This window comes from Enterobacter soli (genome assembly GCF_964208575.1).
Lineage (GTDB): Bacteria > Pseudomonadota > Gammaproteobacteria > Enterobacterales > Enterobacteriaceae > Enterobacter > Enterobacter soli_A.
This window is the reverse complement of record NZ_CAXOFU010000005.1, coordinates 150,774-177,706: the sequence shown is the minus strand read 5'-3', so window position 1 is coordinate 177,706 and position 26,933 is coordinate 150,774. Positions and strand designations below refer to the sequence as shown.

The 26,933-nt window shown below is 57.9% G+C and carries 27 protein-coding genes; 13 read left to right on the top strand and 14 right to left on the bottom strand.

Annotated elements, in window-relative coordinates; all coding sequences use genetic code 11:
* Window positions 1-123 precede the first annotated feature (123 nt).
* A complete protein-coding gene (gene acnA, locus AB6V08_RS07070; protein WP_368542026.1) occupies window positions 124-2,799 on the top strand; it encodes an aconitate hydratase AcnA in 2,676 nt (891 codons plus the stop codon).
* A 39-nt stretch (window positions 2,800-2,838) separates the two neighbouring features.
* Here acnA and ribA read toward each other — a convergent pair whose 3' ends face one another.
* The gene (gene ribA, locus AB6V08_RS07065) at window positions 2,839-3,429 is read right to left on the bottom strand and encodes a GTP cyclohydrolase II (protein WP_182271649.1); all 591 of its coding nucleotides are present in this window, start codon (window positions 3,427-3,429) and stop codon (window positions 2,839-2,841) included.
* A 197-nt stretch (window positions 3,430-3,626) separates the two neighbouring features.
* Here ribA and pgpB point away from each other — a divergent pair, with 197 nt between their 5' ends.
* The 5 genes from pgpB to yciH all read left to right on the top strand — a co-directional run bounded on the left by pgpB (window position 3,627) and on the right by yciH (window position 7,275).
* A complete protein-coding gene (gene pgpB / locus AB6V08_RS07060) occupies window positions 3,627-4,394 on the top strand; it encodes a phosphatidylglycerophosphatase B (protein WP_368542025.1) in 768 nt (255 codons plus the stop codon).
* Window positions 4,395-4,542: 148 nt separating this feature from the next.
* Window positions 4,543-4,851: a LapA family protein gene (locus AB6V08_RS07055; RefSeq protein WP_368542024.1), complete on the top strand. Its 309-nt coding sequence runs from the start codon at window positions 4,543-4,545 to the stop codon at window positions 4,849-4,851.
* A gap of 6 nt (window positions 4,852-4,857) precedes the next feature.
* Window positions 4,858-6,027: a lipopolysaccharide assembly protein LapB gene (gene lapB, locus AB6V08_RS07050; protein ID WP_368542023.1), complete on the top strand. Its 1,170-nt coding sequence runs from the start codon at window positions 4,858-4,860 to the stop codon at window positions 6,025-6,027.
* A 184-nt stretch (window positions 6,028-6,211) separates the two neighbouring features.
* The gene (gene pyrF, locus AB6V08_RS07045; RefSeq protein WP_368542022.1) at window positions 6,212-6,949 is read left to right on the top strand and encodes an orotidine-5'-phosphate decarboxylase; all 738 of its coding nucleotides are present in this window, start codon (window positions 6,212-6,214) and stop codon (window positions 6,947-6,949) included.
* On the top strand, window positions 6,949-7,275 hold the full coding sequence (gene yciH / locus AB6V08_RS07040) for a stress response translation initiation inhibitor YciH (protein WP_368542021.1): 327 nt from the start codon (window positions 6,949-6,951) through the stop codon (window positions 7,273-7,275). Before pyrF ends, yciH begins: the two co-directional genes overlap by 1 nt.
* A gap of 104 nt (window positions 7,276-7,379) precedes the next feature.
* Here the strand turns inward: yciH and osmB are convergent, their stop codons facing one another.
* The 3 genes from osmB to AB6V08_RS07025 form a co-directional block, all read right to left on the bottom strand.
* Window positions 7,380-7,598: an osmotically-inducible lipoprotein OsmB gene (gene osmB / locus AB6V08_RS07035; protein ID WP_368542020.1), complete on the bottom strand. Its 219-nt coding sequence runs from the start codon at window positions 7,596-7,598 to the stop codon at window positions 7,380-7,382.
* 262 nt (window positions 7,599-7,860) lie between these two features.
* Entirely contained in the window at window positions 7,861-8,613 is a 753-nt protein-coding gene (gene yciT / locus AB6V08_RS07030) for a DNA-binding transcriptional regulator YciT (RefSeq protein WP_368542019.1), read from the bottom strand.
* A gap of 42 nt (window positions 8,614-8,655) precedes the next feature.
* On the bottom strand, window positions 8,656-8,838 hold the full coding sequence (locus AB6V08_RS07025; protein WP_368542018.1) for a protein YciZ/DeoL: 183 nt from the start codon (window positions 8,836-8,838) through the stop codon (window positions 8,656-8,658).
* A gap of 193 nt (window positions 8,839-9,031) precedes the next feature.
* Here AB6V08_RS07025 and AB6V08_RS07020 point away from each other — a divergent pair, with 193 nt between their 5' ends.
* Window positions 9,032-9,901, top strand: coding sequence for a crotonase/enoyl-CoA hydratase family protein (locus AB6V08_RS07020; RefSeq protein ID WP_368542017.1), 870 nt, complete (start codon window positions 9,032-9,034; stop codon window positions 9,899-9,901).
* Here AB6V08_RS07020 and pdeR read toward each other — a convergent pair.
* The 10 genes from pdeR to pspF form a co-directional block, all read right to left on the bottom strand.
* Window positions 9,898-11,889: a cyclic di-GMP phosphodiesterase gene (gene pdeR / locus AB6V08_RS07015; protein WP_368542016.1), complete on the bottom strand. Its 1,992-nt coding sequence runs from the start codon at window positions 11,887-11,889 to the stop codon at window positions 9,898-9,900. The two genes, AB6V08_RS07020 and pdeR, sit on opposite strands and share 4 nt — an antisense overlap.
* Before the next feature lie 325 nt (window positions 11,890-12,214).
* On the bottom strand, window positions 12,215-14,149 hold the full coding sequence (locus AB6V08_RS07010; RefSeq protein WP_368542015.1) for an exoribonuclease II: 1,935 nt from the start codon (window positions 14,147-14,149) through the stop codon (window positions 12,215-12,217).
* Window positions 14,150-14,237: 88 nt separating this feature from the next.
* Window positions 14,238-15,233: a CMD domain-containing protein gene (locus AB6V08_RS07005; protein ID WP_368542014.1), complete on the bottom strand. Its 996-nt coding sequence runs from the start codon at window positions 15,231-15,233 to the stop codon at window positions 14,238-14,240.
* 153 nt (window positions 15,234-15,386) lie between these two features.
* Window positions 15,387-16,175 carry an enoyl-ACP reductase FabI gene (fabI, locus tag AB6V08_RS07000; RefSeq protein ID WP_368542013.1) on the bottom strand — a complete coding sequence of 263 codons (789 nt, stop codon included), beginning with the start codon at window positions 16,173-16,175 and terminating at the stop codon, window positions 15,387-15,389.
* Window positions 16,176-16,299: 124 nt separating this feature from the next.
* A complete protein-coding gene (gene sapF, locus AB6V08_RS06995; RefSeq protein WP_368542012.1) occupies window positions 16,300-17,106 on the bottom strand; it encodes a putrescine export ABC transporter ATP-binding protein SapF in 807 nt (268 codons plus the stop codon).
* Between the two features lies 1 nt (window position 17,107).
* Window positions 17,108-18,100 carry a putrescine export ABC transporter ATP-binding protein SapD gene (gene sapD, locus AB6V08_RS06990; RefSeq protein ID WP_368542011.1) on the bottom strand — a complete coding sequence of 331 codons (993 nt, stop codon included), beginning with the start codon at window positions 18,098-18,100 and terminating at the stop codon, window positions 17,108-17,110.
* Entirely contained in the window at window positions 18,100-18,990 is an 891-nt protein-coding gene (gene sapC / locus AB6V08_RS06985) for a putrescine export ABC transporter permease SapC (protein WP_368542010.1), read from the bottom strand. The genes sapD and sapC overlap by 1 nt, the downstream gene beginning before the upstream one ends.
* A complete protein-coding gene (sapB, locus tag AB6V08_RS06980) occupies window positions 18,977-19,942 on the bottom strand; it encodes a putrescine export ABC transporter permease SapB (RefSeq protein ID WP_368542009.1) in 966 nt (321 codons plus the stop codon). Before sapB ends, sapC begins: the two co-directional genes overlap by 14 nt.
* Window positions 19,939-21,576 (bottom strand): ABC transporter substrate-binding protein SapA, encoded by a 1,638-nt coding sequence (gene sapA, locus AB6V08_RS06975; RefSeq protein WP_368542008.1) that lies wholly within the window; start codon window positions 21,574-21,576, stop codon window positions 19,939-19,941. The genes sapB and sapA overlap by 4 nt, the downstream gene beginning before the upstream one ends.
* 88 nt (window positions 21,577-21,664) lie before the next feature.
* Entirely contained in the window at window positions 21,665-22,642 is a 978-nt protein-coding gene (gene pspF, locus AB6V08_RS06970) for a phage shock protein operon transcriptional activator (protein WP_368542007.1), read from the bottom strand.
* A 166-nt stretch (window positions 22,643-22,808) separates the two neighbouring features.
* On the opposite strand from pspF, the gene pspA reads away from it, so the two are divergent.
* From pspA to AB6V08_RS06940, 6 genes are all read left to right on the top strand, one after another.
* Window positions 22,809-23,477: a phage shock protein PspA gene (gene pspA / locus AB6V08_RS06965; protein ID WP_368542006.1), complete on the top strand. Its 669-nt coding sequence runs from the start codon at window positions 22,809-22,811 to the stop codon at window positions 23,475-23,477.
* A 53-nt stretch (window positions 23,478-23,530) separates the two neighbouring features.
* Entirely contained in the window at window positions 23,531-23,755 is a 225-nt protein-coding gene (pspB, locus tag AB6V08_RS06960; protein ID WP_368542005.1) for an envelope stress response membrane protein PspB, read from the top strand.
* The gene (gene pspC / locus AB6V08_RS06955) at window positions 23,755-24,111 is read left to right on the top strand and encodes an envelope stress response membrane protein PspC (RefSeq protein ID WP_368542004.1); all 357 of its coding nucleotides are present in this window, start codon (window positions 23,755-23,757) and stop codon (window positions 24,109-24,111) included. Before pspB ends, pspC begins: the two co-directional genes overlap by 1 nt.
* Before the next feature lie 12 nt (window positions 24,112-24,123).
* On the top strand, window positions 24,124-24,342 hold the full coding sequence (gene pspD / locus AB6V08_RS06950) for a phage shock protein PspD (protein WP_368542003.1): 219 nt from the start codon (window positions 24,124-24,126) through the stop codon (window positions 24,340-24,342).
* 113 nt (window positions 24,343-24,455) lie between these two features.
* The gene (locus AB6V08_RS06945; protein ID WP_368542002.1) at window positions 24,456-25,853 is read left to right on the top strand and encodes a YcjX family protein; all 1,398 of its coding nucleotides are present in this window, start codon (window positions 24,456-24,458) and stop codon (window positions 25,851-25,853) included.
* Window positions 25,850-26,896, top strand: a complete 1,047-nt coding sequence (locus AB6V08_RS06940; RefSeq protein WP_368542001.1) for a TIGR01620 family protein — start codon at window positions 25,850-25,852, stop codon at window positions 26,894-26,896. The genes AB6V08_RS06945 and AB6V08_RS06940 overlap by 4 nt, the downstream gene beginning before the upstream one ends.
* The last annotated feature ends 37 nt before the right edge of the window (window positions 26,897-26,933 follow it).

Here is a 26,933-nt window from a genome sequence, read left to right as displayed (position 1 = left end):
CTCCGAATTTACGCCCGAGATTTATCAATTCGGGTTGTTATCAAAACGTTACATCATCTTTGTGTTATCTTTAATTACGGCCTTGATAATTATCAGGGTATCTCTGTGATTAAGGAGGAGCTTATGTCGTTAACCCTACGCGAAGCCAGTAAGGATACGTTGCAGGCAGAAAACAAAACCTGGCACTACTACAGCTTGCCGCTGGCTGCGAAAAGCCTTGGGGACATTTCGCGGTTGCCCAAGTCGCTGAAAGTCTTACTGGAAAACCTTTTACGCTGGCAGGACGAAGACTCTGTCACCGCCGACGATATCCACGCCTTAGCCGGATGGCTCAAAGATGCCCACGCGGATCGGGAGATTGCCTACCGCCCGGCCAGGGTGCTGATGCAGGACTTCACCGGCGTGCCCGCCGTGGTGGATTTAGCCGCCATGCGAGAGGCGGTGAAACGCCTGGGCGGGGACACGTCCAAAGTCAATCCGCTCTCTCCGGTTGATCTGGTCATTGACCACTCCGTCACGGTTGACCATTTCGGCGACGACGATGCCTTCGAAGAGAACGTTCGCCTTGAGATGGAGCGTAACCACGAACGCTATGTCTTTCTGAAGTGGGGACAGCAGGCCTTTAGCCGCTTCAGCGTGGTGCCGCCGGGAACCGGTATTTGCCACCAGGTGAACCTGGAGTACCTCGGCAAAGCGGTCTGGAGCGAACTCCAGGACAAAGAGTGGGTGGCCTATCCCGATTCGCTGGTGGGCACCGATTCCCACACCACGATGATCAACGGCCTGGGCGTGCTTGGCTGGGGCGTGGGTGGGATCGAAGCGGAAGCCGCCATGCTCGGCCAGCCCGTCTCCATGCTCATTCCTGACGTGGTGGGATTCAAACTCATCGGCAAGCTTTCCGAAGGGATCACCGCTACCGACCTGGTATTGACCGTCACCCAGATGCTGCGCAAACACGGCGTGGTGGGTAAATTCGTTGAATTCTACGGCGACGGCCTCGATTCGCTGCCGCTGGCCGACCGCGCCACCATCGCCAACATGGCGCCGGAATATGGCGCGACCTGCGGCTTCTTCCCGATAGACAACGTGACGCTGGAATACATGCGCCTGAGCGGACGCTCGGAAGAGCAGGTTGCGCTGGTCGAAGCCTACACCAAGGCCCAGGGCATGTGGCGCAACCCGGGCGATGAGCCGGTCTTCACCAGCACCCTAGAGCTCGACATGGGAACGGTTGAAGCGAGCCTCGCCGGACCGAAACGTCCGCAGGATCGCGTGGCGCTCAACAACGTGCCGAGCGCGTTTGCCGCCAGCAACGAGCTTGAAGTGAACAGCTCGCAGAAAGATCACCGTCCGGTTGACTATGTGATGAACGGGCACACTTATCAGCTGCCGGAAGGGGCGGTGGTGATTGCGGCCATCACCTCGTGCACCAACACCTCGAACCCGAGCGTGCTGATGGCGGCGGGGCTGCTGGCGAAGAAAGCCGTTGAGCTTGGCCTTAAGCCGCAGCCGTGGGTGAAAGCCTCGTTGGCGCCCGGCTCGAAGGTGGTGTCCGACTATCTGGCGAAGGCGAAGCTGACCCCGTATCTGGACGAGCTGGGCTTTAACCTGGTCGGCTACGGCTGTACCACCTGTATCGGCAACTCGGGCCCGCTGCCGGAGCCTATCGAAGTGGCGATTAAGCAGGGCGATCTTACCGTTGGCGCGGTGCTCTCGGGCAACCGTAACTTTGAAGGCCGTATTCATCCGCTGGTCAAAACCAACTGGCTGGCGTCGCCACCGCTGGTGGTGGCCTACGCGCTGGCCGGGAACATGAATATCAATCTGGTGACCGACCCTATCGGGCACGACCGCAAAAACGAGCCGGTCTATCTGAAAGATATTTGGCCGTCCTCCCGGGAGATCGCCCGTGCGGTGGAGCAGGTCTCCAGCGAGATGTTCCGTAAAGAGTACGCCGAGGTCTTTGAAGGCACTCCGGAGTGGAAAACCATTGCGGTAGAGGGCTCTGATACCTACGGCTGGCAGGATGATTCAACCTATATCCGCCTGTCGCCGTTCTTTGATGAGATGCAGGCGCAGCCAGCACCGCTCCAGGATATTCACGGCGCGCGCATTCTGGCGATGCTCGGGGATTCCGTCACCACCGACCACATCTCGCCGGCCGGGAGTATCAAAGCGGATAGCCCGGCAGGACGTTATTTGCAGGGGCGTGGCGTGGAGCGTCGGGACTTTAACTCCTACGGTTCGCGACGCGGTAACCATGAAGTAATGGTGCGCGGCACCTTCGCCAACATCCGCATCCGCAATGAAATGGTGCCGGGTGTGGAAGGGGGCATGACGCGTCGTCTGCCGGGGACGGAAGTGGTCTCAATCTACGACGCCGCCATGAGCTACCAGAAAGAGGGGATCCCGCTCGCGGTCATCGCCGGGAAAGAGTATGGCTCAGGCTCCAGCCGCGACTGGGCAGCCAAAGGGCCGCGCCTGCTGGGCGTGCGGGTCGTGATTTCCGAATCCTTCGAGCGTATTCACCGCTCTAACCTGATTGGTATGGGGATCCTGCCGCTCGAATTCCCGCAGGGAGTAACGCGCAAAACCTTAGGCCTGACCGGGGAAGAGCAGATCGACATTAGCGGACTGCAAAACCTGCAGCCGGGTAAAACGGTGCCGGTGAAGCTGACGCGAGCGGACGGGAAAACGGAAGTGCTGGAATGCCGGTGCCGTATTGATACCGCCACCGAGCTGACGTACTACCAGAACGACGGCATTTTACATTACGTGATTCGTAAGATGCTGGACTAAACCTATCGCCCGGCACGCGGCGTGCCGGGCAAACAACCTTTACTCGCTTAACAGATGGCCCATTTTCGCGGCTTTGGTGTCGAGATAGTGGGCATTTTTTGGATTGCGGCCGACGATCAGCGGGACGCGCTCAACGATGTTGATGCCTGCTTCCGTGAGGATCTCCACCTTGCGCGGGTTATTGGTCAGCAGACGCACCTCATCGACCCCCAGCAGCTTGAACATATCGGCACACAGCGTGAAGTCGCGTTCGTCAGCGGCAAAGCCGAGCTGATGGTTCGCTTCAACCGTATCGTAGCCCTGATCCTGCAGCGCATAGGCGCGGATCTTGTTCAGCAGACCGATGTTACGGCCCTCCTGACGGTGATAAAGCAGCACGCCGCGGCCTTCTTCCGCGATGTGGGACAGCGCCGCTTCCAGCTGGAAACCGCAGTCGCAGCGCAGGCTGAACAGCGCGTCGCCCGTCAGACACTCCGAATGGACGCGAGACAGCACCGGCGTCTGCCCCGAAATGTCGCCGAAAACTAAGGCGACGTGATCCTGTCCGGTTGCCAGTTCTTCAAAACCCACCATCAGGAAATCGCCCCATGGGGTTGGCAGTTTGGCTTCTGCCACACGTTTAAGCTGCATGTGATTCTCCAGAGTATGCTGACACGTTTCGCGTCTATCGCCTGTTTGGCTTTCTGTATCCGATCATTTTGCCACAAGCTCAGCAACTTCGCCTAATGACCGCCATGCTATACGCACGTTAAACGCACAATCCGACATCTCTACGCTTCTCAGAAAATTCAGTTATGATTGTTGGGCTTAGCAAACAAGGAGATGACATGCTTTCCATCGCACGACGAACGGCTGCCGGTGCGGCCCTGTTACTGATTATGCCTCTGGCGGTCTGGATTTCAGGCTGGGCATGGGAGCCCGGCCAAAACGCCACCTGGCTTAAAACGCTGTACTGGGTAACGGAAACGGTCACTCAACCCTGGGGAATCATTACCCACGTGCTGCTCTGCGCGTGGTTTCTGTGGTGTCTGCGCTTTCGACTGCGCCCGGCGATTATGCTCTTTGCTATCCTCGCGTGCGCCATTCTGGTCGGACAGGGGCTGAAGTCGTGGGTGAAAGATCGCGTGCAGGAGCCACGTCCATTCGTGGTCTGGCTGGAAAAAACGCACCATGTCCCGGTAGATGAGTTCTACAATTTAAAGCGTAAGGATCGCGGTGCGCTGGTGAAAGAGCAGCTTTCCGAGCAGCAGGACGTGCCGAAATTCCTGCGCAAGCACTGGCAAAAGGAGACCGGCTTCGCGTTCCCGTCCGGGCATACCATGTTTGCGGCGAGCTGGGCGTTACTTGCGGTAGGTCTGCTGTGGCCGCGCCGACGCACGGTGACAATCGCGGTGCTGCTGGTCTGGGCGACGGCGGTGATGGGCAGTCGTCTGCTGCTGGGGATGCACTGGCCGCGTGATTTAGTGGTCGCCACGCTGATCTCCTGGCTGCTGGTAACCCTTGCCACCTGGCTTGCGCAGAAAGTCTGTGGGCCGCTGGCTCCGCCGCCGGAAGAGAAGAAAGAAATTGCGGAACGTGACGAAAGCGACGTCTGACGGTTGATATTCCGCATTTTACCCATAAATCCTATACGGGCGCGTTACTTTTTCCGTTTCGCGCCCGTCACTAAAATGGTAGTTTATAAGGCTGATTGCGGTAAATTGAACACACTTTATTCGCTTGATCCACATAACGGGAAGTCATGTGAAATATTTACTTATTTTCTTACTGGTGTTGGCGATTTTTGTCATTTCGGTCACCCTGGGCGCGCAAAACGATCAGCAGGTTACGTTTAACTATCTGCTGGCCCAGGGCGAGTATCGCGTATCGAGCCTGCTTGCCGTCTTGTTCGCTGCCGGTTTTATTATCGGCTGGCTGGTGTGTGGCCTGTTCTGGCTGAAAGTGCGCGTTTCGCTTGCACGCGCTGAACGCAAAATTAAACGCCTCGAACTGCAAATTGCGCCCGCAACTGACATCCCAGCTAGCTCTGGTGTGCCGGTAGTCAAGGAATAATCGACTATGCTGGAGTTGTTGTTTCTGCTTTTGCCTGTAGCCGCAGCCTATGGCTGGTATATGGGCCGCAGAAGTGCGCAACAAACTAAGCAGGATGAAGCCAACCGACTCTCCCGCGACTACGTTGCGGGGGTGAACTTCCTTCTGAGTAATCAGCAGGACAAAGCGGTTGACCTGTTCCTCGACATGCTTAAAGAGGATACCGGCACCGTAGAGGCGCATCTCACCCTGGGCAATCTGTTCCGTTCGCGCGGCGAGGTTGACCGCGCCATCCGCATTCACCAGACCCTCATGGAAAGCGCATCGTTAACCTACGATCAGCGTTTGCTGGCCGTACAGCAGCTGGGCCGCGACTATATGGCGGCCGGCTTGTACGATCGCGCGGAAGACATGTTCTCACAGCTGGTGGATGAAACCGATTTTCGCATCAGCGCGCTGCAGCAGCTGCTGCAGATTTATCAGGCAACCAGCGACTGGCAGAAAGCCATCGATACCGCCGAGCGCCTGGTGAAGCTCGGGAAAGACAAACAGCGCGTCGAGATCGCACACTTCTACTGCGAGCTGGCGTTGCAGCAGATGGGCAACGACGACATGGAAAAAGCCATGACGCTGCTGAAGAAAGGCGCCGCCGCCGATCGCAACAGCGCGCGCATTTCCATCATGATGGGCCGCGTGTTTATGGCGAAAGGCGACTTCGCGAAAGCGGTAGAGTGCCTGCTGCGGGTCATCGATCAGGATAAAGAGCTGGTCAGCGAAACGCTGGAAATGCTGCAAACCTGCTATCAGCAGCTGGGCAAGCAGGATGAGTGGGTCGCGTTCCTGCGCCGCTGCGTGGAAGAGAATACGGGCGCAACGGCCGAGCTGATGCTGTCTGATATCGTCGAGGAGCACGAGGGCAGCGACACGGCGCAGGTGTATATCACGCGTCAGCTGCAGCGTCATCCGACAATGCGCGTGTTCCATAAGCTGATGGATTACCACCTCAACGATGCGGAAGAAGGGCGCGCCAAGGAGAGCCTGATGGTGCTGCGCGACATGGTAGGCGAGCAGGTGCGCAGCAAGCCGCGCTACCGCTGCCAGAAGTGTGGTTTCACTGCCTATACGCTTTACTGGCACTGTCCTTCGTGCCGCGCCTGGTCCACCATCAAGCCGATTCGCGGTCTGGACGGGCAGTAATTTTTTAAAAGCCAGTATTTTAGTTACAACATACTAAAGGCTTTTTTAGATTATGCGGCTCCGTGCGGCATTTGGCCTGGCAGGAAAGAAAATCGATTCTGTTAATTTGCCGCCCTGACAGGTAGAATGCTCGCCGTTTATCTGTTCCGCGCCGCTGCGCGCCCATAGACGAAAAGGGCTGGTCATGACGTCTGTTACATCCTCCACTTCCCGCGTAGTTACTGATTCTCCTGTTGTTGTTGCGCTTGATTACAATAACCGCGATGCCGCACTGGCCTTCGTCGATGGCATTGATCCCCGTGACTGCCGCCTGAAAGTCGGTAAAGAGATGTTCACGCTGTTTGGGCCTCAGATTGTTCGCGATCTGCAACAGCGCGGTTTTGAAATCTTCCTCGACCTCAAATTCCACGATATTCCAAATACCACCGCCCACGCCGTTGCCGCTGCGGCAGAACTCGGCGTCTGGATGGTGAACGTCCACGCCTCGGGCGGGGCGCGGATGATGACGGCTGCCCGCGAAGCGCTGGTGCCGTACGGTAAAGACGCGCCGCTGCTGATTGCGGTGACCGTTCTCACCAGCATGGACGAAAACGACCTGCGCGATCTGGGCGTGACGTTGTCACCTGCCGGGCACGCCGAACGCCTGGCTCGTCTGACGCAGAGCTGCGGTCTGGACGGCGTGGTGTGTTCCGCTCAGGAAGCCGCGCGATTCAAATCTGAACTGGGTCAGGCGTTTAAGCTTGTCACGCCGGGTATCCGCCCGGCCGGCAGCGCGGCGGGCGATCAGCGCCGCATCATGACGCCAGAGCAGGCGTTGACCGCAGGCGTGGATTACATGGTAATTGGCCGTCCGGTCACGCAGTCTGCGGATCCAGCGCAAACCCTGAAAGACATTAACGCATCGCTGAAGAAGGGGGCGTAATGAACGACGCTAACAGCCGCCTGGTCTATTCCACCGAAACCGGGCGTATCGATGAGCCTAAAGCATCCGTTGAACGTCCAAAGGGCGACGGCATTGTGCGCATTCAGCGCCAGACCAGCGGAAGAAAAGGTAAGGGCGTATGCCTGGTGACCGGCATCGATCTTGACGATGCCGAACTGGCAAAGCTCGCGGCAGAGCTGAAAAAGAAATGCGGCTGCGGCGGGGCCGTGAAAGACGGTATTATCGAGATCCAGGGCGATAAGCGCGATTTAATTAAAACGCTGCTTGAAGCCAAAGGCATGAAAGTAAAACTGGCAGGCGGATAAAATAAATGAGCCACGGCGAAAACCGTGGCTCTTTTTTAATGCGTGTAAGTCAGACCTGAAATGTACTTAATATATCTTTATACCGGTGGATGCCGTTATGTAGATTATTTACCCACCTGGTGACCGATAATACCGCCGACAGCAGCACCACCTAATGTACCCAGCGCACTACCATCCGTTAAGACCGCACCACCTACAGCACCGGCGCCGGCACCAATGGCTGTGTTACGGTCACGTTTAGACCAGTTAGAACAAGCGCTCAGAGACATTGCCAGAGCAACAGCTAATACAGCCGCGGTTAATTTTTTGCTGGTTAAAGACATAATTATTTCTCCTGAATTATCGATCCACGGAAAGAAACGCACTTTAAGTATAGCCTGGTGGCATACATAAATTTCTTTTCCCGTGAAACCTGGTCGCGCAGGCGTTACGTAATCACGCAGGTGATAGTCACTTCCTGTTATATCGCTAACATTAATTTTACGAGTTTATAGCAGGTTATACAGGTAAAAAGTCTTAAAGGGAGTCCAGGAATTCTCTCAGAGAGGAAATAATCTGCGCCCGTTAATCAGACGCAGAAAAGTATTACGCGGATTTTTTGACGATATCGACCGTCAGGCCGGTAGTTTCGAGCTGCTGGCGGTGCTCATCGCTCAGACGTTCGTCAGTGATGACGCGGCTAAAGCGGGAGAGAGGGCCCATCGTATACGGGTGAACCGCGCCAAATTTCGAGCTGTCCGTCAGAACAATCGCCTCGCACTCTTTTTCCAGCACGGCGTTAACCACGTCAGAACGCATCATGTCCCGACCGGTGAAGCCGGTATCCGCCTGCCAACCATCAATGCCGATAAAAGCCTTGCTGAAGTGCACCTGCTGAACATATTGACGGGTGAGCGGGCCCACCATGCTTTCGCTTTTTTTCTGGTAGATGCCGCCAAGCAGGATCACTTCACAATCCGTTTCTTTCAGCAGGTGAGCAATGTAGCTGCTGACGGTAATGATGGTGATGTCTTTCTGCGTAGCCAGCGTGCGCGCCAGCAGCGCATTGCTGCTGCCGTTTTCGATGAACACGGTCTCGCCGTTGTTGACCAGAGAGGCGGCAAACTCGGCCAGCTCACGCTTCAGCGCATAGTTGTTCATCATGCGGGTTTCGACGTCTTCACTGTCCAGCGGAACGGCGTAGCCATGCGCACGACGCAGGTAACTCTGTTTTTCCAGAAGGTTCAGATCCTGACGGATTGTGACTTCAGATACGCCAGTGGCTTTAGCGAGGTCGACCACGCTCACGCGTCCCTGATCGATGACCATCTGCAAAATGATTTGTTGTCGGGAGTTCATAGCATCCATTAATAAAGCAAAACGAGGTCGAAAACGTGGTGATTACACTTCCCACGGGGCTTTTGGTTGCGCGCTATCGGGTGCCGTTTCGGCGCCGTTTTGCGCCAGTAATTCAGATTTCAGAATCTCAAGATTACGGATAGCAGAGTGATAATCGCCCGCCACCAGGATATCCAGCACGGTATCAATACGTTGTGCCACGGTCTGTGCATCAATCTTAGACATAATCTCACCCCAGGAGCGAAAAGTTAATATTTTCAATGATGCAGAAATTAGGATCAAAAGAGAAGGGAAAAAATGCGCAAAGGAAAGCACATAAACGAAAGTGATAATTTTATCCCGACTCATGCAGTGAGTAGATGCTGTGGATTAGTCTAATTCTGCGCGCAAGGCGCTTTTTTATATGAGGAATTAGGCTATGACAGTTATCAATCAGGCAACCTGCAAATTGTTTACCGATACTGAACGATTCACCCAGCTTGCAGCATATTACGAGGAGGAGCGTCGCACGGTGTGGATGATGCTTCGGGCGCAGCCGCGTCCCTGCTTCAACCACGCGTTGATTGAGGAGATCATGAATCTCTCCTGGCTGGTCAGACAGTCCGGTTTTGTTGTCGACTTCTGGGTCACCGGCTCGCTGGTCCCGGAGATGTACAACACCGGGGGCGATCTGCAGTTCTTTGTGGAGTGCATTCAGAACGGACGCCGCGAGGCGTTACGCGCCTATGCGCGCGCCTGCGTTGACTGCGTACACGCCGCGTCACGCGGTTTTGATACCGGCGCCATCACGCTGGCAATGGTGGAAGGCAGCGCGTTAGGCGGCGGGTTTGAGGCGGCTCTGGCGCATCATTTTGTGCTTGCACAGCGTGATGCCCGCTTAGGGTTCCCGGAAATCGCCTTTAACCTGTTCCCCGGCATGGGCGGCTATTCGCTGGTTGCGCGCCGTTCGGGCATGAAGCTGGCGGAGGAGCTTATCTACAAAGGGGAATCGCACACGGCGGAGTGGTATGAACAGCACGGGCTGGTGGACGTGTTGTTTGAACCGGGGCAAAGCTACGTGTCGGTACGCACCTTTATCGACACATTGCAGCCGAAGATGAACGGCGTGAGGGCGATGCTTCGCGCGCGCACTCGGGTGCTGCAGCTTCCGCGCAGTGAACTGATGGACATTACGGAGGACTGGGTCGATGCGGCGTTCTGCCTTGAACCCAAAGATATTGCCTATATGGAGCGTCTGGTGATGCTGCAAAACCGCCATCACGCGGCAGGTTTACGCAAAGCAAGCTAGCGCATTTTCCGTGACTGGTAGCGCTTAAGCCATCGCTCGAATGCGGCAGCGGGCATGGGCTTAGCAAAGAGGAATCCCTGCCGTTCGTTGACGCCGTTCTTGGTCAGAAAGGCGTCTTCTTTCGCGCTCTCAACCCCTTCCGCAATCACCTGTAAATTCAGCGCCTGCGCCACCGCAACTATCGCCCGCACCAGCGACTGCGAAATCGACTGCTTGTGAATGTCGCGTACAAACGCCTGGTCGAGCTTGATGGCGTCGATCGGGAAACGCGCCAGCTGCGAAAGCGACGAGTAACCCGTGCCAAAATCGTCGAGATGGATTTGCGCCCCCAGCTGGCTGAACTGCTGGATCACCGACAGCGCCAGCTCTTCGTTTTCAATCAGGCAGCTTTCGGTTAACTCCACGTCGATAGGGCAGTATTCAAAATTCAAATCCTTCAGCGCCTGCTTTAAGTCGCTGAAAATGGTCTGATCCGCAAGCTGTCGCGCCGACACGTTAACCGCCACCCGCAGGTTGATGCCCTTATCGCGCCACTTCGCCACCTGGCGCACCACGTCAAGCATCACCCAGCGCCCGAGCGGCACAATCAGGCCGGACTCTTCGGCATAGGAGATAAACTCCAGCGGCGGGATCAGCCCGCGCTCCGGAGACTGCCAGCGCACCAGCGCCTCCAGGCTCCTCACTTCCCCGCGCCAGGTCATTTTGGGCTGGTAGTGAATGAGCAGCTGATCGTTATCCAGCGCCTTGCGCAGGTTCGTATCCAGCCACAGGTACTCAAAGACGCGCTGGTTCATTTCGGGCGAGAAGACGCAGAACTTGCCGCGTCCGCTCTCCTTGGCGGTGTACATGGCGGTATCGGCATTGCGGATCACGCTTTCACGGTCGTTGCCGTGCTGGGGCGCCAGGGCAATACCGAGCGAACAGCCGGTATAGACTTCAATCAGCCCGATGCGGAAGGGCTGGCGCAGGCGGGTAAGGATGCGCGAGGCCATCGCCTCCAGCGTGCTTTGCGAGGTATCGGTGGCGAGCACGATAAACTCATCGCCGCCCAGACGGGCGAGGACCTGACCCTCTTCAAGGCAGCTCAGGATCGCCAGCGCCACCGCCTGTAAAAGCTGGTCGCCAAACATATGCCCGTAGGCATCGTTCACTTTTTTGAAGTTATCCAGGTCGAGATACACCACGCCAATCTGCGTTTCGCCGCGCGTTTCGATGGCATCGGAAATCAGTTCGTGGATGGCGTTTCGGTTGGGGAGTCCGGTGATGGTATCGGTGTTCGCCAGCACGCGCAGGCGCTCCTGGGCGCGGCGTTCTTCGGTGATATCGGTGCCTGAACAGATAAGGAATATTTCATTTTTTCCGCTGCCGCTGTGGACGAATTTGTTGCGGAACAGAAACAATCTTTGCCCTTTGCGGGTCTTGATCCAGCGTTCCACTTCATAGGAACTGCCGTTACGAAAAAATCCGGTAATGTTGCGCTTCGAGGCGGCGGCTTCGCTGCGGCTCATGAACAGCTTAAACACGTTCTGGCCGATAACCTCATGCTCTTTTAGGCCCGTGTACTCTTCGCTGAGCCGGTTGAAGCGCTGGATATTGCCGTTTTGATCGAGAATGACGATGACCGAGTTCGCCTCAGAAACCACCTGCTCCGCGAAGGAGAGGCCCTGCGCCAGATCGCGCGCGACGGAAGGGGTGTCATTCCAGGCGGAGGCCGTCCCGGCCCACTCTTTTTTATTGATTTTACGGCCAACCAGATGGACGGGAACATCGACACCGTACAAAGACAGCGTCATTGAAATGCTGGAAGTAATCACGGTTAACTGGCGAATAAGGTCGGCCTGATCTTCGTCCAGGGCGACTACCTGAATGACATCGGCACTTTCACTTGCAGCCAGATGCAGAGCATTGCTATCAGCTGTCAGACGCCACCAGGGACTGTGGGTTCCCATGTAACGAAACAGCAAATTCTGCTCCAGATCGTCCATCATGTTTTCTCCCGTCACTGCTCATTTGCGCAAAACTTATTCATTTGCAGTCGATTTTTCCGTTGTTAAACAGCGGTAAAGCCGAAGCAAAGTTATTGTTTTTCCCGGTTTTATTATATTAAAACGAGTCGAGCTGAAAAGGATACTGGCCGTATAAGAATTCACGTAACCGAATATGACGGCACTCTTTTACTGTAGATAATTCTGGCAAGTTTGGGTGGACTGAAACGGAAAATAGTAAGAAAAAATGATGAATTTTGCGGCTTAGCTGAGGATGAGAAAATGTCGGTCTTTCCCTAAAGGAAATGACCGACATTTTAATAAGTTATCAGGCGGCAGGGCGCGCGATAATACTGCGGGTTTCCATGCGAACTTCAGCGATGTTAACGTCTATCACGTCGGTGACCTTATAAACGACTTCGCCTTTAATTTGCACAGAGCCATTCTCCTGGCTACAGATCAGCTCGTCGCGTACCGCGTGCAGGAATGGAGCAGGGATAAACGCAACGGCGCCGTTATCAACCAGACGCACGCGCATGCCGCCGCGGCTGATGTCGATGATTTCCGCCTGGAAGCGGGTGTCGGTGCCAGCCTTCTCTTTCAGGAAGCGCGCATACAGCCAGTCGCCCACGTCGCGTTCAGCCATGCGGTTCAGACGGCGGCGTTCTGCCATCTGCACGGTGGTGTCGTCCTGAGGACGCGCCACGGACTCACCCTTAATGATTGCTTTCAGCAGGCGGTGGTTCACCATGTCGCCGTACTTACGAATCGGGGAGGTCCAGGTTGCGTAGGCTTCGAGGCCCAGACCAAAGTGCGGGCCCGGCTCGATGCTGATCTCCGCGAAGGACTGGAAGCGGCGAATGCGGCTGTCGAGGAAGCCGGATGGCTGTGCGTCCAGCTCGCGGCGCAGCTTGCAGAAGCCGTTCAGCGTCAACACTTCTTCCGGGTCAACGTGAACGTCGTGGGTTTTCAGCAGGGCAGCCAGCGCGTCGGTGTTTGCCGGATCGAAACCGGTGTGCACGTTGTAAATGCCAAAGCCTAACTTGTCGCGCAGCACGCGCGCAGCGCAAATGTTGGCGGAAATCATGGCTTCTTCGACGATGCGGTTGGCGATACGGCGCGGTTCGGCCACGATGTTCAGCACTTCGCCTTTTTCGCCGAGCACAAAGCGGTAGTCAGGGCGATCTTTAAATACCAGCGCGTGGGTTTTACGCCATTCGCTGCGGTTCAGGCAGATGCGGTGCAGCAGACGGATCTGCGCGGCAATGGCATCGCTTTCCGGTTTCCAGCTGCCGCTGTTTTCCAGCCAGTCGGACACGTCATCGTAGGCAAGCTTGGCTTTCGACTCGATGGTGGCGGCAAAGAATTCGATATCGTCTTCGATAGTGCCGTCTGCGGCAATGGTCATGCGGCAGGCGAGCACCGGACGCACTTCGTTTGGACGCAGCGAGCAGAGATCGTCAGAGAGTTCGCGCGGCAGCATCGGGATGTTAAAGCCCGGCAGGTAGTTAGTGAACGAGCGAATCTTCGCGGCGTCGTCCAGCTTGCTGCCTTCAACAATCCATGCGGTAGGGTCGGCGATGGCGACGGTCAGGACAATTTTGCCGTCTGCGGACTCTTCGGCAAACAGGGCATCGTCCATATCTTCGGTGCTGGCGCTGTCGATGGTGACAAAGTCCAGCGCTGTCAGGTCGCGGCGTTCAAGCCCTTCGTCCTGCATTTCGGTCGCAACGCCGTTCGGCGCTTCTCTTTCAAGATTGTGGCGCGCCAGCGTGACCCACCACGGCACGAAGTGATCGTCGCCGAAGGTGATGAACTGGGTCAGCTCGGCATAGAAGCCGCGGTCGCCTTTCAGAGGATGACGGCGCATTTCTGCAACGGCCCAGTCACCTTCTTTAAAATCATGCTCAACGCCACGCGCGGCGCGGCAAGGGATGGCATCTTTCAGCAGGGGATGATCGGGAACAATAGACAGACGATCGTCTTTTTTGTGCACCTTGCCCACGAAGCGGGTCAGGAACGGTTCGATAAGTTCTTCCGGCTCGGCGGACTCGCGTTCCTTTTCGGTGTGAATGACGGCCATTACGCGGTCGCCGTGCATCACTTTCTTCATCTGCGGAGGCGGAATGAAGTAGCTTTTCTGCGCATCGACTTCCAGGAAGCCAAAGCCCTTTTCCGTGGCTTTTACGACCCCTTCTGCACGCGGCGTCTGGGAATGCAGTTGCTGTTTAAGCTGCGCTAGCAGCGGGTTGTCCTGAAACATAATGTTCTATTTTCGTAGCCATTGAGCGGCTGACAGTTTTACGCGATTCTCACTGCTACGGCAAGCGCTCTTTAGGTAAGAAGTACGGTTATTCGCCTTTGCCGAGGGCCACCCGTAAACGGTCGAGCCAGCCGCAAAATGCGCTCCACGTCAGCAGGTTGATCGCCCGCGCCGCCGGGATGCCTTCATCCACCAGCGGGGTGAATTGCGCCGCGCTAAAACGGTCGGGCGAACGGGTCAGCAGCGCGACTGCCGCGGCCAGCGACGGCGACGACACGCTGGCGCGAATGCCGCTTACCAATATTTCCCCGGTGAGATCGAGCAGCGCGGGCTCGTGGCATAGCACGGGCGTCAGCCGCTGAATTTCCGGTTCGGCCTGCCAGCGGGCGAGCGATTCAAGCTGCGGCGCGCTGGCGTAGCGCAGCTCAACTTCCGGAATAATCGCCTGCCAGTCTGCGCCGTTGTCCTCAGCGGGCGGGATGAGCGCGTGGGGCTGAATGTGGTGCCCCGGCAGCCAGCGCACGGGATGGCCAAGCAGGGCCTGAAACGCCGCGACGACCCGCGCCTGGAAACCAATAAAGCCGATGATCTGGTTGATTAAGACGATGTCGTACGTAGTCAGGCCAACTTCATCGAGCTGCTGCTGCGCTTTATCGTCGATAACATCCGGTGAACTGGCAAGCTGGCGGGCGTACTGGGTGATCTGGGCAAGGCGGCGATTACTTTCTCGGGAGGAGTCCGGGCCGGGAAGCGGGGCGAGCAGGGCGGCGTAGTGGTTACAAAGACGCTGCACGCCGCAGGCCTGGGCAACCGTCAGCGCGGTGCTTAGCCTGTCATAGGCGCTCAGGGTTCTTAACCGGTTTACGGTTACGTCGAGGGGGAAAAGCTGGTGGCACAGCGCGCGGGCGGGTGCGAGCCAGCCTTCGCATTCGGCGACAATCTCGTCGGGTAACGCTAAATCGAGCAAAAAACGATCGTCGACGTTAGCGGCTTCGGGCACCAGAGGCAGAACGTCCGTCTGCGAATGGTTTGACTGGGTTTCGTGATACCAGTGGCCTTTGCCGGAAAAACGGCGTTGTTCCATGGGCGTTCCTTGATCTCAAAATGGCGATCAATATCCTGGCGTATGGCGGATGAGGGGAAAAATATTGTTAGGTGATAACAAATAGCGGAACGGAATAACGAAAGGCGTGGCGGGGGGAAAACTCTCTTCCCGGGGAGGGAAGAGAGCGACTGCTTATTTGATTTCCAGCTCGTTCATTGCTGCGATGTTGAAACCGCCGTCAACGTGAACCACTTCGCCGGAGATACCCGCGGAAAGGTCAGAGCACAGGAATGCCGCAGAGTTACCCACATCTTCAATGGTAACGGTACGACGAATCGGGGTAACCGCTTCGCAGTGCGCCAGCATTTTACGGAAATCTTTGATGCCGGACGCCGCCAGAGTACGGATTGGGCCAGCAGAGATGGCGTTAACACGCACGCCTTCTGGACCCATCGCGTTCGCCATGTAGCGCACGTTTGCTTCCAGAGACGCTTTCGCCAGACCCATCACGTTGTAGTTAGGGATAGCACGCTCTGCGCCCAGGTAGGACAGGGTCAGCAGCGCAGAACCCGGGTTCAGCATGGTGCGGCAGGCTTTCGCCATCGCCACGAAGCTGTAAGAGCTGATGTCGTGAGCGATTTTGAAGCCTTCACGGGTTACGGCGTTAACGTAGTCACCGTCCAGCTGGTCGCCGGGCGCAAAGCCGATTGAGTGAACGAAACCGTCGAATTTCGGCCAGGCTTTACCCAGTTCCGCAAACATGGCATCAATGCTTTCGTCCTGTGCAACGTCACATTCCAGAATCAGGCTGGAACCCAGCTGTGCAGCAAACTCTTCCACACGGCCTTTCAGCTTGTCGTTCTGATAGGTGAACGCCAGCTCAGCGCCTTCGCGGTGCATAGCCTGTGCGATGCCGTATGCGATGGACAGTTTGCTGGCAACGCCGGTCACCAGAATGCGCTTACCGGAAAGAAAACCCATAGCTTTAATCCTTATATTCATTGTTGTGGCGATCGTCATCTTATTGGGACAATCGTCGTTAAAACGCGGCGATAATATCACGTGTCGCGAACTTAGTTAATCCGACCACTTTCCTGATGTTCGGTTAACGATCTTTTCGCCAGGCATCGGCGGTTAATGCTTCGCCAAAGTGCCCGGCAATCAAGCGTTTCGTCAGGTCGTGAAGCGGGGAGGCCAGCACGTCGGCGGTACTTCCGCGCTCGACCACCTCTCCCTGATGCATCACCAGAACCTGATCGCTAATGTGCTTCATCATCCCCAGATGCTGGGTGACGTAGATATAAGAGATACCCTGTTTTTCCTGCAATTCCAGCATCAGGTTAATTAACTGCGAACGCATCGACATATCCAGCGAGGCCAGCGCTTCGTCGGCGATAATAACCTTCGGGCGCAGAATCAACGCGCGCGCCAGGCCCAGACGCTGTTTCTGCCCCGGTGCCAGCATGTGCGGGTAATAGCTCTCGTGATCGGGCAGCAGGCCGACCATGCGCAGGGTTTCGATAACGCGCTTGCGCCGCAGCTCCGGCTCCAGATCGGTATTTAAGCGCAGCGGGAAGTCCAGAATCTGCGAAATACGCTGGCGCGGGTTAAGGGAGGTCGACGGATCCTGAAAAATCATGCGGATGCGCTGGCTGCGGAAAGAGTAGTCCCCGAATTCCAGCGGACGATCGTCAATCAGCACCTCGCCGCCGCTCGGCTCTACCATCCCGGCCAGCATTTTCGCCAGCGTCGATTTCCCGGAGCCGTTTTCACCGATGATCGCCAGGGTCTGTTTCTCGCGCAGCATAAAGCTCAGCGGCTTGACCGCCTCGACGGTCTGGCGGTGAAACAGCCCGGTACGGTAGCGAAAGGTCTTACTCAGGTTGCGAACTTCCAGCAAAGTTTCGACCATTTCACTCTCTCTCCATGTTCAGCGGGAAATGACAGGCGTACAGATGGTTTTTCGCCCCCGTCAGGCGAGGCGTTTCAATGCATTTACGCTGGGCGTAAGGGCAGCGCGGCCCCAGGCGGCAGCCAATCGGCAGCGACTCCAGCAGCGGGATCGCCCCCGGCAGCGTGTTGAGGCGGCTTTTGTGCGGCATCGCGCTGCCAAAATCCGGGATCGCGCGGATCAGCGCCTGGGTATACGGGTGATGCGGCGTATTCACCAGCTCTTCGCTGACGGCGGTTTCCACCGTCTGCCCGCAATACATCACGTCGATTTTATCCGCCCACTTGCTGAGCATTTGCAGGTCGTGGCTGATCAGCAAAATTGTCGTGTTGTTGTTCTGATTGAGCCGCGACAGCAGGCGGAAAATCTGCGCCTGCGTGGTGGGCTCCATCGCGTTGGTGGGTTCGTCGGCGATCAGCAGGCGCGGCTGGTTTGCCAGCGCGATAGCGATCATCACCTTCTGGCACTCGCCGTCCGTCAGCTCGTAAGGGAAGCTACGCATGGCGTCTTTGTGATCTTTAATGCCCACCCGGTGCAGCAGCTCGATGGCGCGACGCTTGCGCCAGCCAACGCGCTGCCACCAGCGGCCCTTGTACGTCCAGCCCGGGATGTTCTGCATCAGCTGTTTGCCGACGCGTTCGGACGGATCGAGACAGGACTGTGGCTCCTGGAAGATCATCGATACGTTATGACCCACCAGCTTGCGGCGCTCGCGCGGCGAAAGGCGCAGCAGGTCGATATCGTCGAAACGCATACGGTCAGCGGTGACGCGCCAGTTGTCTTTAGCTACGCCGCAAATCGCTTTGGCGATCAGGCTTTTCCCCGAGCCGGATTCGCCCACCAGACCGCGAATCTCCCCCTCCGCAAGGGTAATGCTGATGCGATCCACGGCTTTCACCCAGCCTTCGCCGGTTTTGAATTCAATGGTCAGGTTGCGGATATCAAGTAACGGCATTATTCCACCCCCGCGTTAATGGCGCGGCGAATACCGTCGCCCAGCAGGTTGACGAGCAGGACGCTGACCATGATGGCCGCGCCCGGCAGCATAACCGTCCAGGGGGCAACGTAAATCAGCTCCAGCGCATCGCCGAGCATGGCTCCCCATTCCGGAGAGGGGAGTTGCGCGCCCAGATCCAGGAAGCCCAGCGCCGCGATGTCGAGAATGGCCATCGACAGGGCGCGGGTGATTTCCGTCACCACGCCGGCGGCAATGTTCGGCAGCACGGCAAACAGTAAAATGTTGAACGTGGTAGCGCCATCCAGACGCGCGGCGACCACGTACTCTTTTTCCAGCTCGTCGTGCACCATGCTGTAGACCGAACGCACCATGCGCGGAAGCAGCGCCAGCCAGACGGCGAACATGGCGTGGGACAGGTGTGGGCCCGCAAAGGCCACGACGATAATCGCCAGCAGCAAGGAAGGAATAGAGAGCAGCGTATCGAGAATATGGTTCATCACCGCCGAGCGCAGGCCGTGGGTACAGCCCGCGAAGATCCCGAGCAGCAGCCCGCAAACCGCCGCCGCCAGCGTCACCACGAACGCGCCGCCCACCGTAGGCGCCGCGCCGCTCAGCAGACGGCTCAGCACGTCGCGCCCCAGATCGTCGGTGCCGAGGAAGAACGACACTTCCCCGTAGCGTGACCACGAAGGCGGTAACAGCTGATAGCCGAGGAACTGCTGATCGATGCCGTAAGGCGCAAACCACGCGCCGAAGATGCACAGCAGCGCCAGGCCGCCGCAGCCGTACAGGCCGATCATCGCCGTGGTGTCACCATAGAATTTACGCCACACGGTACGTAGCGCACCGGGCGTGCGCTTTTCGCTGTATACGCTATCGTAAGGCATACCATTCCTTATGCTTCAACGGGTTGGCCATGGCACCCAAAATATCGGAAAGAACGTTAACAATAATTACCAGCGAGCCAATCACCATCACCCCGGCAGAAATGGCCGCGTAGTCCTGCTGGCGAATGGCGTTGATCATCCAGCGCCCCAGCCCCGGCCAGCTAAAGACCATCTCGGTGATCATCGCCAGCGTCAGCATAGTTGAGAACTGCAGGCCCAGACGCGGGATCACCGGCGGCAGGGCGTTGTGCAGCACGTGACGACGTAAAATCGTCAGGCGAGACAGGCCGCGCGTTGCCGCGGCCTTCACGTAGTTCTGATCGAACACCTCGATAGTGCTGATGCGCATCAGGCGAATCACCTCGGTGGTGGGCGCAACCGCCAGCGTCAGCACCGGCAGCACCATATGGCGCAGGACGCTAACGATCATTTCATGCCGCCAGACGGAATCGGACAGCCAGGCGTCGATAAGCGCAAACCCGGTGACCGTTTTCACCGCGTAAAGCAGGTCGAAACGGCCCGAGACCGGCAGCCAGCCAAGGGTGAGCGAGAAGAACAGCGTCAGCAGCAGCGCCAGCCAGAAGACCGGGATCGAAAAGCCGAGCAGGGCGAGGGCGCTGATAAACTTATCCTGCCATTTATTGCGGTAGATCCCCGCCAGCATTCCCACCGGGATCCCCACCATCAGCGCAAAGCCGAAGGCCAGAATGCACAGCTCCATCGTCGCCGGGAAGACCTCTTTCAGCTGCTCCGAAATGAGCTGCCCGTTGATGCTGGACACCCCGAAGTCCCAGTGCAGCACCCCGATAAACCAGAATCGCCAGGCGTCCCACAGCGACGAGCCCTGAAGCGGGGCGTGCGGCGTGAAGTAGCTCAGGCTAAAGCCGACAAAGGTCAGGAAGAAGAGCGTTACCAGCAGCAGAAGCAGACGACGCAAGGTAAAAATAATCACGGCTTTTTCACCTCTTCGGGTTCACGCGACACGCCTGCGAACGAGGCGTTACCAAACGGGCTCAGCACCAGCCCGCGAATATCATAGCGGTAGGCCTGAAGGCGCAGGGAAGAGGCAAGCGGCAGCACCGGCAGCTCTCTCGCCAGGATGTTTTGCGCTTCGTCGTAGGCGTCAATGCGCGAGGCCAGCTGCTGCGACGCGAGGGCTTTTTGCAGCACGGCGTCAAACTCGCGGTTGCACCAGTGGGCGTAGTTGGTTTGCGAATTAATGGCCGCGCAGCTTAACAGCGGACGGAAGAAGCTGTCCGGGTCGTTACTGTCCGTTGCCCAGCCTGCCAGGGTCAGATCGTGATTCATGTCCATCAGGCGCGCCTCCTGGAAACGACCCTCAACCGGCACGATTACCACTTTTACGCCCACCTGCGCCATGTCCGCCTGCAGCAGCTCGGCGGTTTTCAGCGGGCTCGGGTTCCAGGCCTGCGAACTGGTCGGCACCCACAGCTGTAGGGTCAGGTTCTCAATGCCCAGCGCTTTAAGCTGCTCGCGCGCCTTCGCCGGGTTGTATTCGGTAATTTTAGCCTCGCCGTCGTACGCCCACGAGGCGCGCGGCAAAATAGAGGCGGCGGTTTCTGCCGTGCCGTAATAGATGGACTGCATCAGACGCTGGTTGTTGATCGCCAGCGCCAGCGCGTGCCGCACGGCGGGGTTATTCAGCGGCGGCTTGTCGGTATTAAATGCCAGATAGGCGATGTTCATGCCCGGGCGCAGCGTCAGGCGCAGGCGCGGGTCGTCGCGCAGAATGGTTAACTGGCTGGCGGCAGGCCAGGCCAGCACGTCGCACTCCCCGGTGAGCAGCTTAGAGAGGCGCCCCGTCCCGCCGGAACCCAGGTCGACCACCACCTGGGGCATCAGCGGCGTTCCGCGCCAGAAATGCTCGTGGCGCTGGAGGCGAATGTACTGCCCGGAACGGTACTCGGCGAGCTGGAACGGCCCGGTGCCGACCGGCTGCCTGTCGAGCAGCTCCTGGCGATCCTGCTGGGTTAATTTCGCCGCGTACTCGGCGGACATCACCGACGCATAGTGGGTTGCCAGGTGCCATAAGAAGGAGGCGTCCGGGCGCGTCAGGCTGAACTCAACGGTATGGCTGTCGAGCTTGCGCACGCTTTTCACCGTATCGGCGAACTGCAGACTGTCGAAATAGGGGAAGCTGCCGCCGTTCACGTTATGCCACGGGTGGCTGCGGTTAAAAATGCGCTGGAAGGTAAAGACCACGTCGTCCGCGTTCAGCTTGCGCGTTGGGGTGAACCACGGCGTGCGCTGGAACGCGACGTCATCGCGCAGGCGGAAGCGGTAGGTCGCGCCGTTGTCGAGCACTTCCCAGCTTTCGGCAAGCTCCGGCACCAGGCGATAGGTATAAGGATCGACATCCAGCAGGCGGTCGTAAAGCTGTGCGGCGAGAGTGTCGACAATCAGGCCGCTGCTCGCCTTTTGCGGGTTAAAGGTGTCAACTTGCCCGCTGACACAATAGACAAATCCGCTATCGCGAATATCAGGAAGCGCAGGACGCTCGGGCGCAGCAAAGGCCAGTTGACTGAACAGACCGATCGCAATCAGGGACGATAAAACCAGACGCATAATTTTTAAGGTTTTTAGGTTCGATCTGCAAAGTGTATCGCACTTACGCCTGCTTCGTAAAAATGTCTGCGGGTAAGTGCTGATAATGTCAGCGCATTTGATGCTTTTTGAGCAATGCCCTTAATTGATGGTAGGTCAGACCCAGCAGTTCAGCCGCCCGTTTCTGGTTATATTTGGCCTCTTTCAGGCTCTGCTCCAGTAACTGCTGTTCCTGATTGTGCTGGAACTGGCGCAGGTCAAGCGGCAGCAGGGGGGCGTTGGCGTGTGCCGAAGGCGCCTCCGTGCGGGGCGTCTCGCGCTGAAAAGGATCGAGAATAATGTTGTCCAGCTCGGTGTCGCTGCTGCCGTGGCGATAGACCGAACGTTCCACCACGTTTTTCAGCTCGCGAATGTTTCCCGGCCAGCGGTAGCGGAGCAGCGTTTCCCGGGCGTAGTCGCTGAACCCCGGAAAGAGCGGCAGCCCGAGCTCCCGGCACATCTGAATGGCGAACTGCTCTGCCAGCAGCATGATGTCGCTGCGGCGCTCGCGCAGCGGGGGAAGCTGCACCACGTCGAAGGCCAGCCTGTCCAGCAGGTCGGCGCGGAAGGTCTCTTTAGCCACCATCTGCGGCAGGTCGGCGTTCGTCGCGCAAACCAGGCGCACGTTCACCTGCAAAGGCTGGCTGCCGCCCACGCGCTCCAGCTCGCCGTATTCGATCACGCGCAGCAGCTTTTCCTGCACCAGCATCGGGGCCGTTGCCAGCTCATCGAGGAACAGCGTGCCGCCGTCGGCGCGCTCAAACCGCCCGGGATGGCGCTTCTGCGCGCCGGTAAAGGCGCCCGCCTCGTGACCAAAAAGCTCTGAATCGAGCAGGTTTTCATTCAGCGCCGCGCAGTTAAGGGAGATAAACGGGCCGTCCCAGCGGCCTGACAGGTAGTGCAAGCGGTTGGCGATAAGCTCTTTACCCGTGCCGCGCTCCCCGATAATCAGCACCGGCTTGTTAAGCGGCGCAAGGCGCGACACCTGCTCCAGCACTTCAAGAAAGCTGTTGGCTTCCCCGAGGAGGTTATCTTTAAATTCAGCCATCGTTAAATTCACCACTTGTTAGCGATATTCACCAGGTGAGAGTAGCGGTGAAACGGTGTAAAATCAATCAGACTCAGTGAAATCAATAAGATAAAAAGTTGGCACGGGATTTGTATTAACTGTTCAGCAGGGCATCGCCCGATAACAGAACTGTGAGGATTGAATTATGGGTATTTTTTCTCGTTTTGCCGACATCGTGAACGCCAACATCAACTCGCTGCTGGAGAAAGCGGAAGATCCGCAGAAGCTGGTGCGTCTGATGATTCAGGAAATGGAAGACACGCTGGTTGAAGTACGCTCAACCTCCGCCCGCGCGCTGGCTGAGAAAAAACAGCTTTCGCGCCGCATTGAGCAGGCCACCGCGCAGCTCAACGAATGGCAGGAAAAAGCCGAGCTGGCGTTGCGTAAAGATAAAGAAGATCTGGCGCGCGCTGCGCTGATCGAGAAGCAGAAGCTGACCGACCTGGTCGGTACGCTGGAGCATGAAGTGACGCTGGTTGATGATACGCTTACCCGTATGAAGAAAGAGATCGGCGAGCTTGAGAACAAACTGAGCGAGACCCGTGCGCGTCAGCAGGCGCTGTCGCTGCGCCATCAGGCCGCCAGCTCGTCACGCGACGTTCGTCGTCAGCTGGACAGCGGCAAGCTTGATGAGGCGATGGCCCGCTTTGAATCCTTTGAGCGTCGTATTGACCACATGGAAGCCGAGGCGGAAAGCCACAGCATCGGCAAGCAAAAAACGCTGGATCAGCAGTTTGCCGACCTGAAAGCGGACGATGAAATCAGCGAGCAGCTGGCTGCGCTGAAAGCCAAAATGAAGCAAGATAACCAATAATAAAATAGGCGGCACCCCGCGTGCCGCCACGCATCGTAAGACAAGGAGTACACATGAGCGCGCTTTTTCTGGCAATTCCCCTGACCATTTTCGTGCTGTTCGTTTTGCCGATCTGGTTATGGCTGCATTACAGCAATCGTTCTTCTCGCGGCGAGCTTTCCCAGAACGAACAGCAGCGTCTGGTGCAGCTATCCGACGAGGCAAACAAAATGCGCGAACGCATTCAGGCACTGGAAGCCATCCTTGATGCGGAACATCCGAACTGGAGGGATCGTTAATGGGAATCAATCTGAATAAAAAGCTGTGGCGTATTCCGCAGCAGGGCATGGTTCGCGGCGTGTGCGCCGGTCTGGCCCACTATCTGGATGTGCCGGTGAAGCTGGTACGCGTGGTTACGGTGCTGTCAATTTTCTTCGGTCTGGCCTTTATCACCCTGGTCGCGTACATCATTTTATCCTTTGTGCTCGACCCGATGCCCGAGGGCGAGCTGGCCGCTGAAAATGCGCCAACCTCAGGCGATTTGCTGAGTGCCGTCGACGCACAGCTGGCAGCCGGAGAGAAGCGTCTGCGCGAAATGGAGCGCTACGTTACGTCGGACACCTTTACGTTAAGAAGCCGTTTTCGTCAGCTTTAATAAGGAGCGCGAATGAATCACACCTGGCAGCAGGCGGGTCAAAAGGTTAAGCCTGGCCTGAAAATCGCAGGGAAGCTGGTATTACTCACCGCCTTACGCTACGGCCCGGCAGGGGTTGCAGGCTGGGCGGTGAAATCGGTAGCCCGCAAGCCTGTGAGGATGCTGCTGGCTGTGGCGCTGGAACCGATGCTGAGAAAATTAGCCGGTCGCCTTTCCGGTAAGCTGAAATAAACCTACGCGACACGCTCAACGGCGTGTCGTTTTGCTTTACGGTTTTATTCCTTTCATATTGTCCCCATGTATATTTCTAAGAACAGAAACGCCTTCAGGCAAAAAGGACGGCGATGAAGCGACTCAAAAACGAACTCAATTCTCTGGTTAACCGCGGCGTCGACCGCCATTTGCGGCTGGCGGTGACCGGACTCAGCCGCAGCGGTAAAACGGCATTTATCACCGCGATGGTAAACCAGCTTTTAAACCTGCACTCCGGCGCACGCCTGCCGTTGCTCAGCGCTGTTCGGGAAGAGCGGCTGCTGGGGGTAAAACGCGTGCCGCAGCGGGATTTTGGCATTCCGCGCTTCACCTATGACGAAGGGCTGGCGCAGCTGTACGGCACGCCGCCCGCCTGGCCGACGCCGACGCGCGGCGTGAGCGAAATTCGCCTCGCGCTGCGGTTTCGCTCAAACGACTCCCTGATGCGCCACTTCAAAGACACCTCCACGCTGTATCTGGAAATCGTTGATTATCCCGGAGAGTGGCTGCTCGATTTACCGATGCTGGCGCAGGATTACCTGAGCTGGTCGCGGCAGATGACCGGGCTGCTGCAGGGGCAGCGCGCCGAGTGGTCCGCGAAATGGCGGCAGCTTTGCGAAGGTCTTGACCCGCTCGCGCCCGCCGATGAAAACCGCCTGGCGCAGGTCGCCGAAGCCTGGACCGACTACCTGCATCAGTGCAAGCAGGAAGGGCTGCACTTCATCCAGCCGGGGCGTTTCGTCCTGCCGGGCGACCTGGCCGGTGCGCCAGCGCTGCAGTTCTTCCCCTGGCCGGACGTGGACGCGAGCGGCGAGTCGAAGCTGGCGCAGGCCGATAAACACACCAACGCGGGGATGCTGCGCGAGCGCTACGACTATTATTGCGAAAAGGTGGTGAAGGGCTTTTACAAGAACCACTTCCTGCGCTTTGACCGCCAGATTGTGCTGGTGGATTGCCTGCAGCCCCTCAACAGCGGGCCGCAGGCGTTTAACGATATGCGCCTGGCGCTGACGCAGCTGATGCAAAGTTTCCACTACGGGCAGCGCACGCTGTTTCGTCGCCTGTTTGCCCCGGTTATCGACAAGCTGCTGTTTGCCGCCACCAAGGCCGACCACGTAACGCTCGATCAGCACGCCAACATGGTGTCGCTGCTCCAGCAGCTGGTGCAGGACGCGTGGCAGAACGCCGCGTTTGAAGGGATTAGCATGGACTGCCTGGGACTGGCGTCGGTGCAGGCCACGCAGAGCGGGCTGATTGACGTCAACGGCGAGAAGATCCCGGCGCTGCGCGGGAATCGCCTCAGCGACGGCGAGCCGCTCACCGTTTATCCCGGCGAAGTGCCCGCGCGGCTGCCGGGTCAGGCGTTCTGGCAAAACCAGGGCTTCCAGTTCGAAGCATTTCGCCCTCAGGCGATGAACGTTGACCAGCCGCTGCCGCATATTCGTCTTGATGCGGCGCTGGAGTTTTTGATTGGAGATAAATTGCGATGATGGAACCCTTAAAACCGCGCATGGACTTTAGCGGCCAGCTTGAGCAGGCGCCGATTGACGCCTTCAGGGCGGCGCAAACCTTCAGCGGCCCGCAGGCGGATAATTTTGCCCCCGCGTTGACCGACGAGCCGCTGGTAGAAGAAGGCCAGGCCGAAGCGGTGGTGGAAGCGGCGCTGCGCCCTAAGCGCAGCCTGTGGCGCAGAATGGTCACCGCCGGGCTGGCGCTGTTTGGCGTTAGCGTGGTCGGGCAGGGCGTGCAGTGGGCGATGAACGCCTGGCAAACCCAGGACTGGGTGGCGCTGGGCGGCTGCGCGGCCGGGGCGCTGATTATCGGGGCGGGCGTTGGATCTCTGGCCACCGAGTGGCGTCGCCTGTGGCGCCTGCGCCAGCGCGCCCACGAGCGTGACGAAGCGCGCGACCTGCTGCACAGCCACGCCACCGGAAAAGGACGCGCGTTCTGCGAGAAGCTGGCAGCCCAGGCCGGGCTCGACAAGTCTCATCCGGCGCTTCAGCGCTGGTATGCCGCCATCCATGAAACCCAGAACGACCGGGAAATAGTTTCCCTCTACGCCCATATGGTGCAGCCGGTGCTGGATGCCCAGGCGCGGCGTGAAATCAGCCGCTCAGCCGCGGAATCCACCCTGATGATCGCCGTCAGCCCGCTGGCGCTGGTGGATATGGCGTTTATCGCCTGGCGCAACCTGCGCCTGATCAACCGCATCGCCACGCTGTATGGCATCGAGCTGGGCTATTACAGCCGCCTGCGCTTGTTCCGCCTGGTACTGCTGAACATTGCCTTTGCCGGCGCCAGCGAGCTGGTGCGGGAAGTAGGGATGGACTGGATGTCTCAGGATCTGGCGGCGCGCCTGTCCGCGCGAGCCGCTCAGGGGCTGGGAGCAGGGCTGCTGACCGCGCGTTTAGGCATTAAAGCGATGGAGATTTGCCGCCCGCTGCCGTGGATCGACGGCGACAAGCCGCGTCTGGGCGATTTCCGCCGCGAGCTGATTGGGCAGCTCAAAGACACCCTCAACAAGAAAGCCTAATTTCCCGCCATAACGTGTCCATTTAACCATCAGGCTG

Excerpts from the sequence above, each read along its gene's own strand:
- sapC (WP_368542010.1), bottom strand. The coding sequence starts at position 18,990 with ATGCCTTACGATAGCGTATACAGCGAAAAGCGCACGCCCGGTGCGCTA.
- AB6V08_RS07020 (WP_368542017.1), top strand. The coding sequence starts at position 9,032 with ATGACAGTTATCAATCAGGCAACCTGCAAATTGTTTACCGATACTGAA.
- osmB (WP_368542020.1), bottom strand. The coding sequence starts at position 7,598 with ATGTCTTTAACCAGCAAAAAATTAACCGCGGCTGTATTAGCTGTTGCT.
- sapA (WP_368542008.1), bottom strand. The coding sequence starts at position 21,576 with ATGCGTCTGGTTTTATCGTCCCTGATTGCGATCGGTCTGTTCAGTCAA.
- yciT (WP_368542019.1), bottom strand. The coding sequence starts at position 8,613 with ATGAACTCCCGACAACAAATCATTTTGCAGATGGTCATCGATCAGGGA.
- ribA (WP_182271649.1), bottom strand. The coding sequence starts at position 3,429 with ATGCAGCTTAAACGTGTGGCAGAAGCCAAACTGCCAACCCCATGGGGC.
- sapF (WP_368542012.1), bottom strand. The coding sequence starts at position 17,106 with ATGGTCGAAACTTTGCTGGAAGTTCGCAACCTGAGTAAGACCTTTCGC.
- pdeR (WP_368542016.1), bottom strand. The coding sequence starts at position 11,889 with ATGATGGACGATCTGGAGCAGAATTTGCTGTTTCGTTACATGGGAACC.
- sapD (WP_368542011.1), bottom strand. The coding sequence starts at position 18,100 with ATGCCGTTACTTGATATCCGCAACCTGACCATTGAATTCAAAACCGGC.
- AB6V08_RS06945 (WP_368542002.1), top strand. The coding sequence starts at position 24,456 with ATGAAGCGACTCAAAAACGAACTCAATTCTCTGGTTAACCGCGGCGTC.
- AB6V08_RS07005 (WP_368542014.1), bottom strand. The coding sequence starts at position 15,233 with ATGGAACAACGCCGTTTTTCCGGCAAAGGCCACTGGTATCACGAAACC.
- acnA (WP_368542026.1), top strand. The coding sequence starts at position 124 with ATGTCGTTAACCCTACGCGAAGCCAGTAAGGATACGTTGCAGGCAGAA.
- pspC (WP_368542004.1), top strand. The coding sequence starts at position 23,755 with ATGGGAATCAATCTGAATAAAAAGCTGTGGCGTATTCCGCAGCAGGGC.
- AB6V08_RS07025 (WP_368542018.1), bottom strand. The coding sequence starts at position 8,838 with ATGTCTAAGATTGATGCACAGACCGTGGCACAACGTATTGATACCGTG.
- fabI (WP_368542013.1), bottom strand. The coding sequence starts at position 16,175 with ATGGGTTTTCTTTCCGGTAAGCGCATTCTGGTGACCGGCGTTGCCAGC.
- pyrF (WP_368542022.1), top strand. The coding sequence starts at position 6,212 with ATGACGTCTGTTACATCCTCCACTTCCCGCGTAGTTACTGATTCTCCT.
- AB6V08_RS06940 (WP_368542001.1), top strand. The coding sequence starts at position 25,850 with ATGATGGAACCCTTAAAACCGCGCATGGACTTTAGCGGCCAGCTTGAG.
- yciH (WP_368542021.1), top strand. The coding sequence starts at position 6,949 with ATGAACGACGCTAACAGCCGCCTGGTCTATTCCACCGAAACCGGGCGT.
- AB6V08_RS07010 (WP_368542015.1), bottom strand. The coding sequence starts at position 14,149 with ATGTTTCAGGACAACCCGCTGCTAGCGCAGCTTAAACAGCAACTGCAT.
- pspA (WP_368542006.1), top strand. The coding sequence starts at position 22,809 with ATGGGTATTTTTTCTCGTTTTGCCGACATCGTGAACGCCAACATCAAC.
- pspD (WP_368542003.1), top strand. The coding sequence starts at position 24,124 with ATGAATCACACCTGGCAGCAGGCGGGTCAAAAGGTTAAGCCTGGCCTG.
- pgpB (WP_368542025.1), top strand. The coding sequence starts at position 3,627 with ATGCTTTCCATCGCACGACGAACGGCTGCCGGTGCGGCCCTGTTACTG.
- pspF (WP_368542007.1), bottom strand. The coding sequence starts at position 22,642 with ATGGCTGAATTTAAAGATAACCTCCTCGGGGAAGCCAACAGCTTTCTT.
- lapB (WP_368542023.1), top strand. The coding sequence starts at position 4,858 with ATGCTGGAGTTGTTGTTTCTGCTTTTGCCTGTAGCCGCAGCCTATGGC.
- pspB (WP_368542005.1), top strand. The coding sequence starts at position 23,531 with ATGAGCGCGCTTTTTCTGGCAATTCCCCTGACCATTTTCGTGCTGTTC.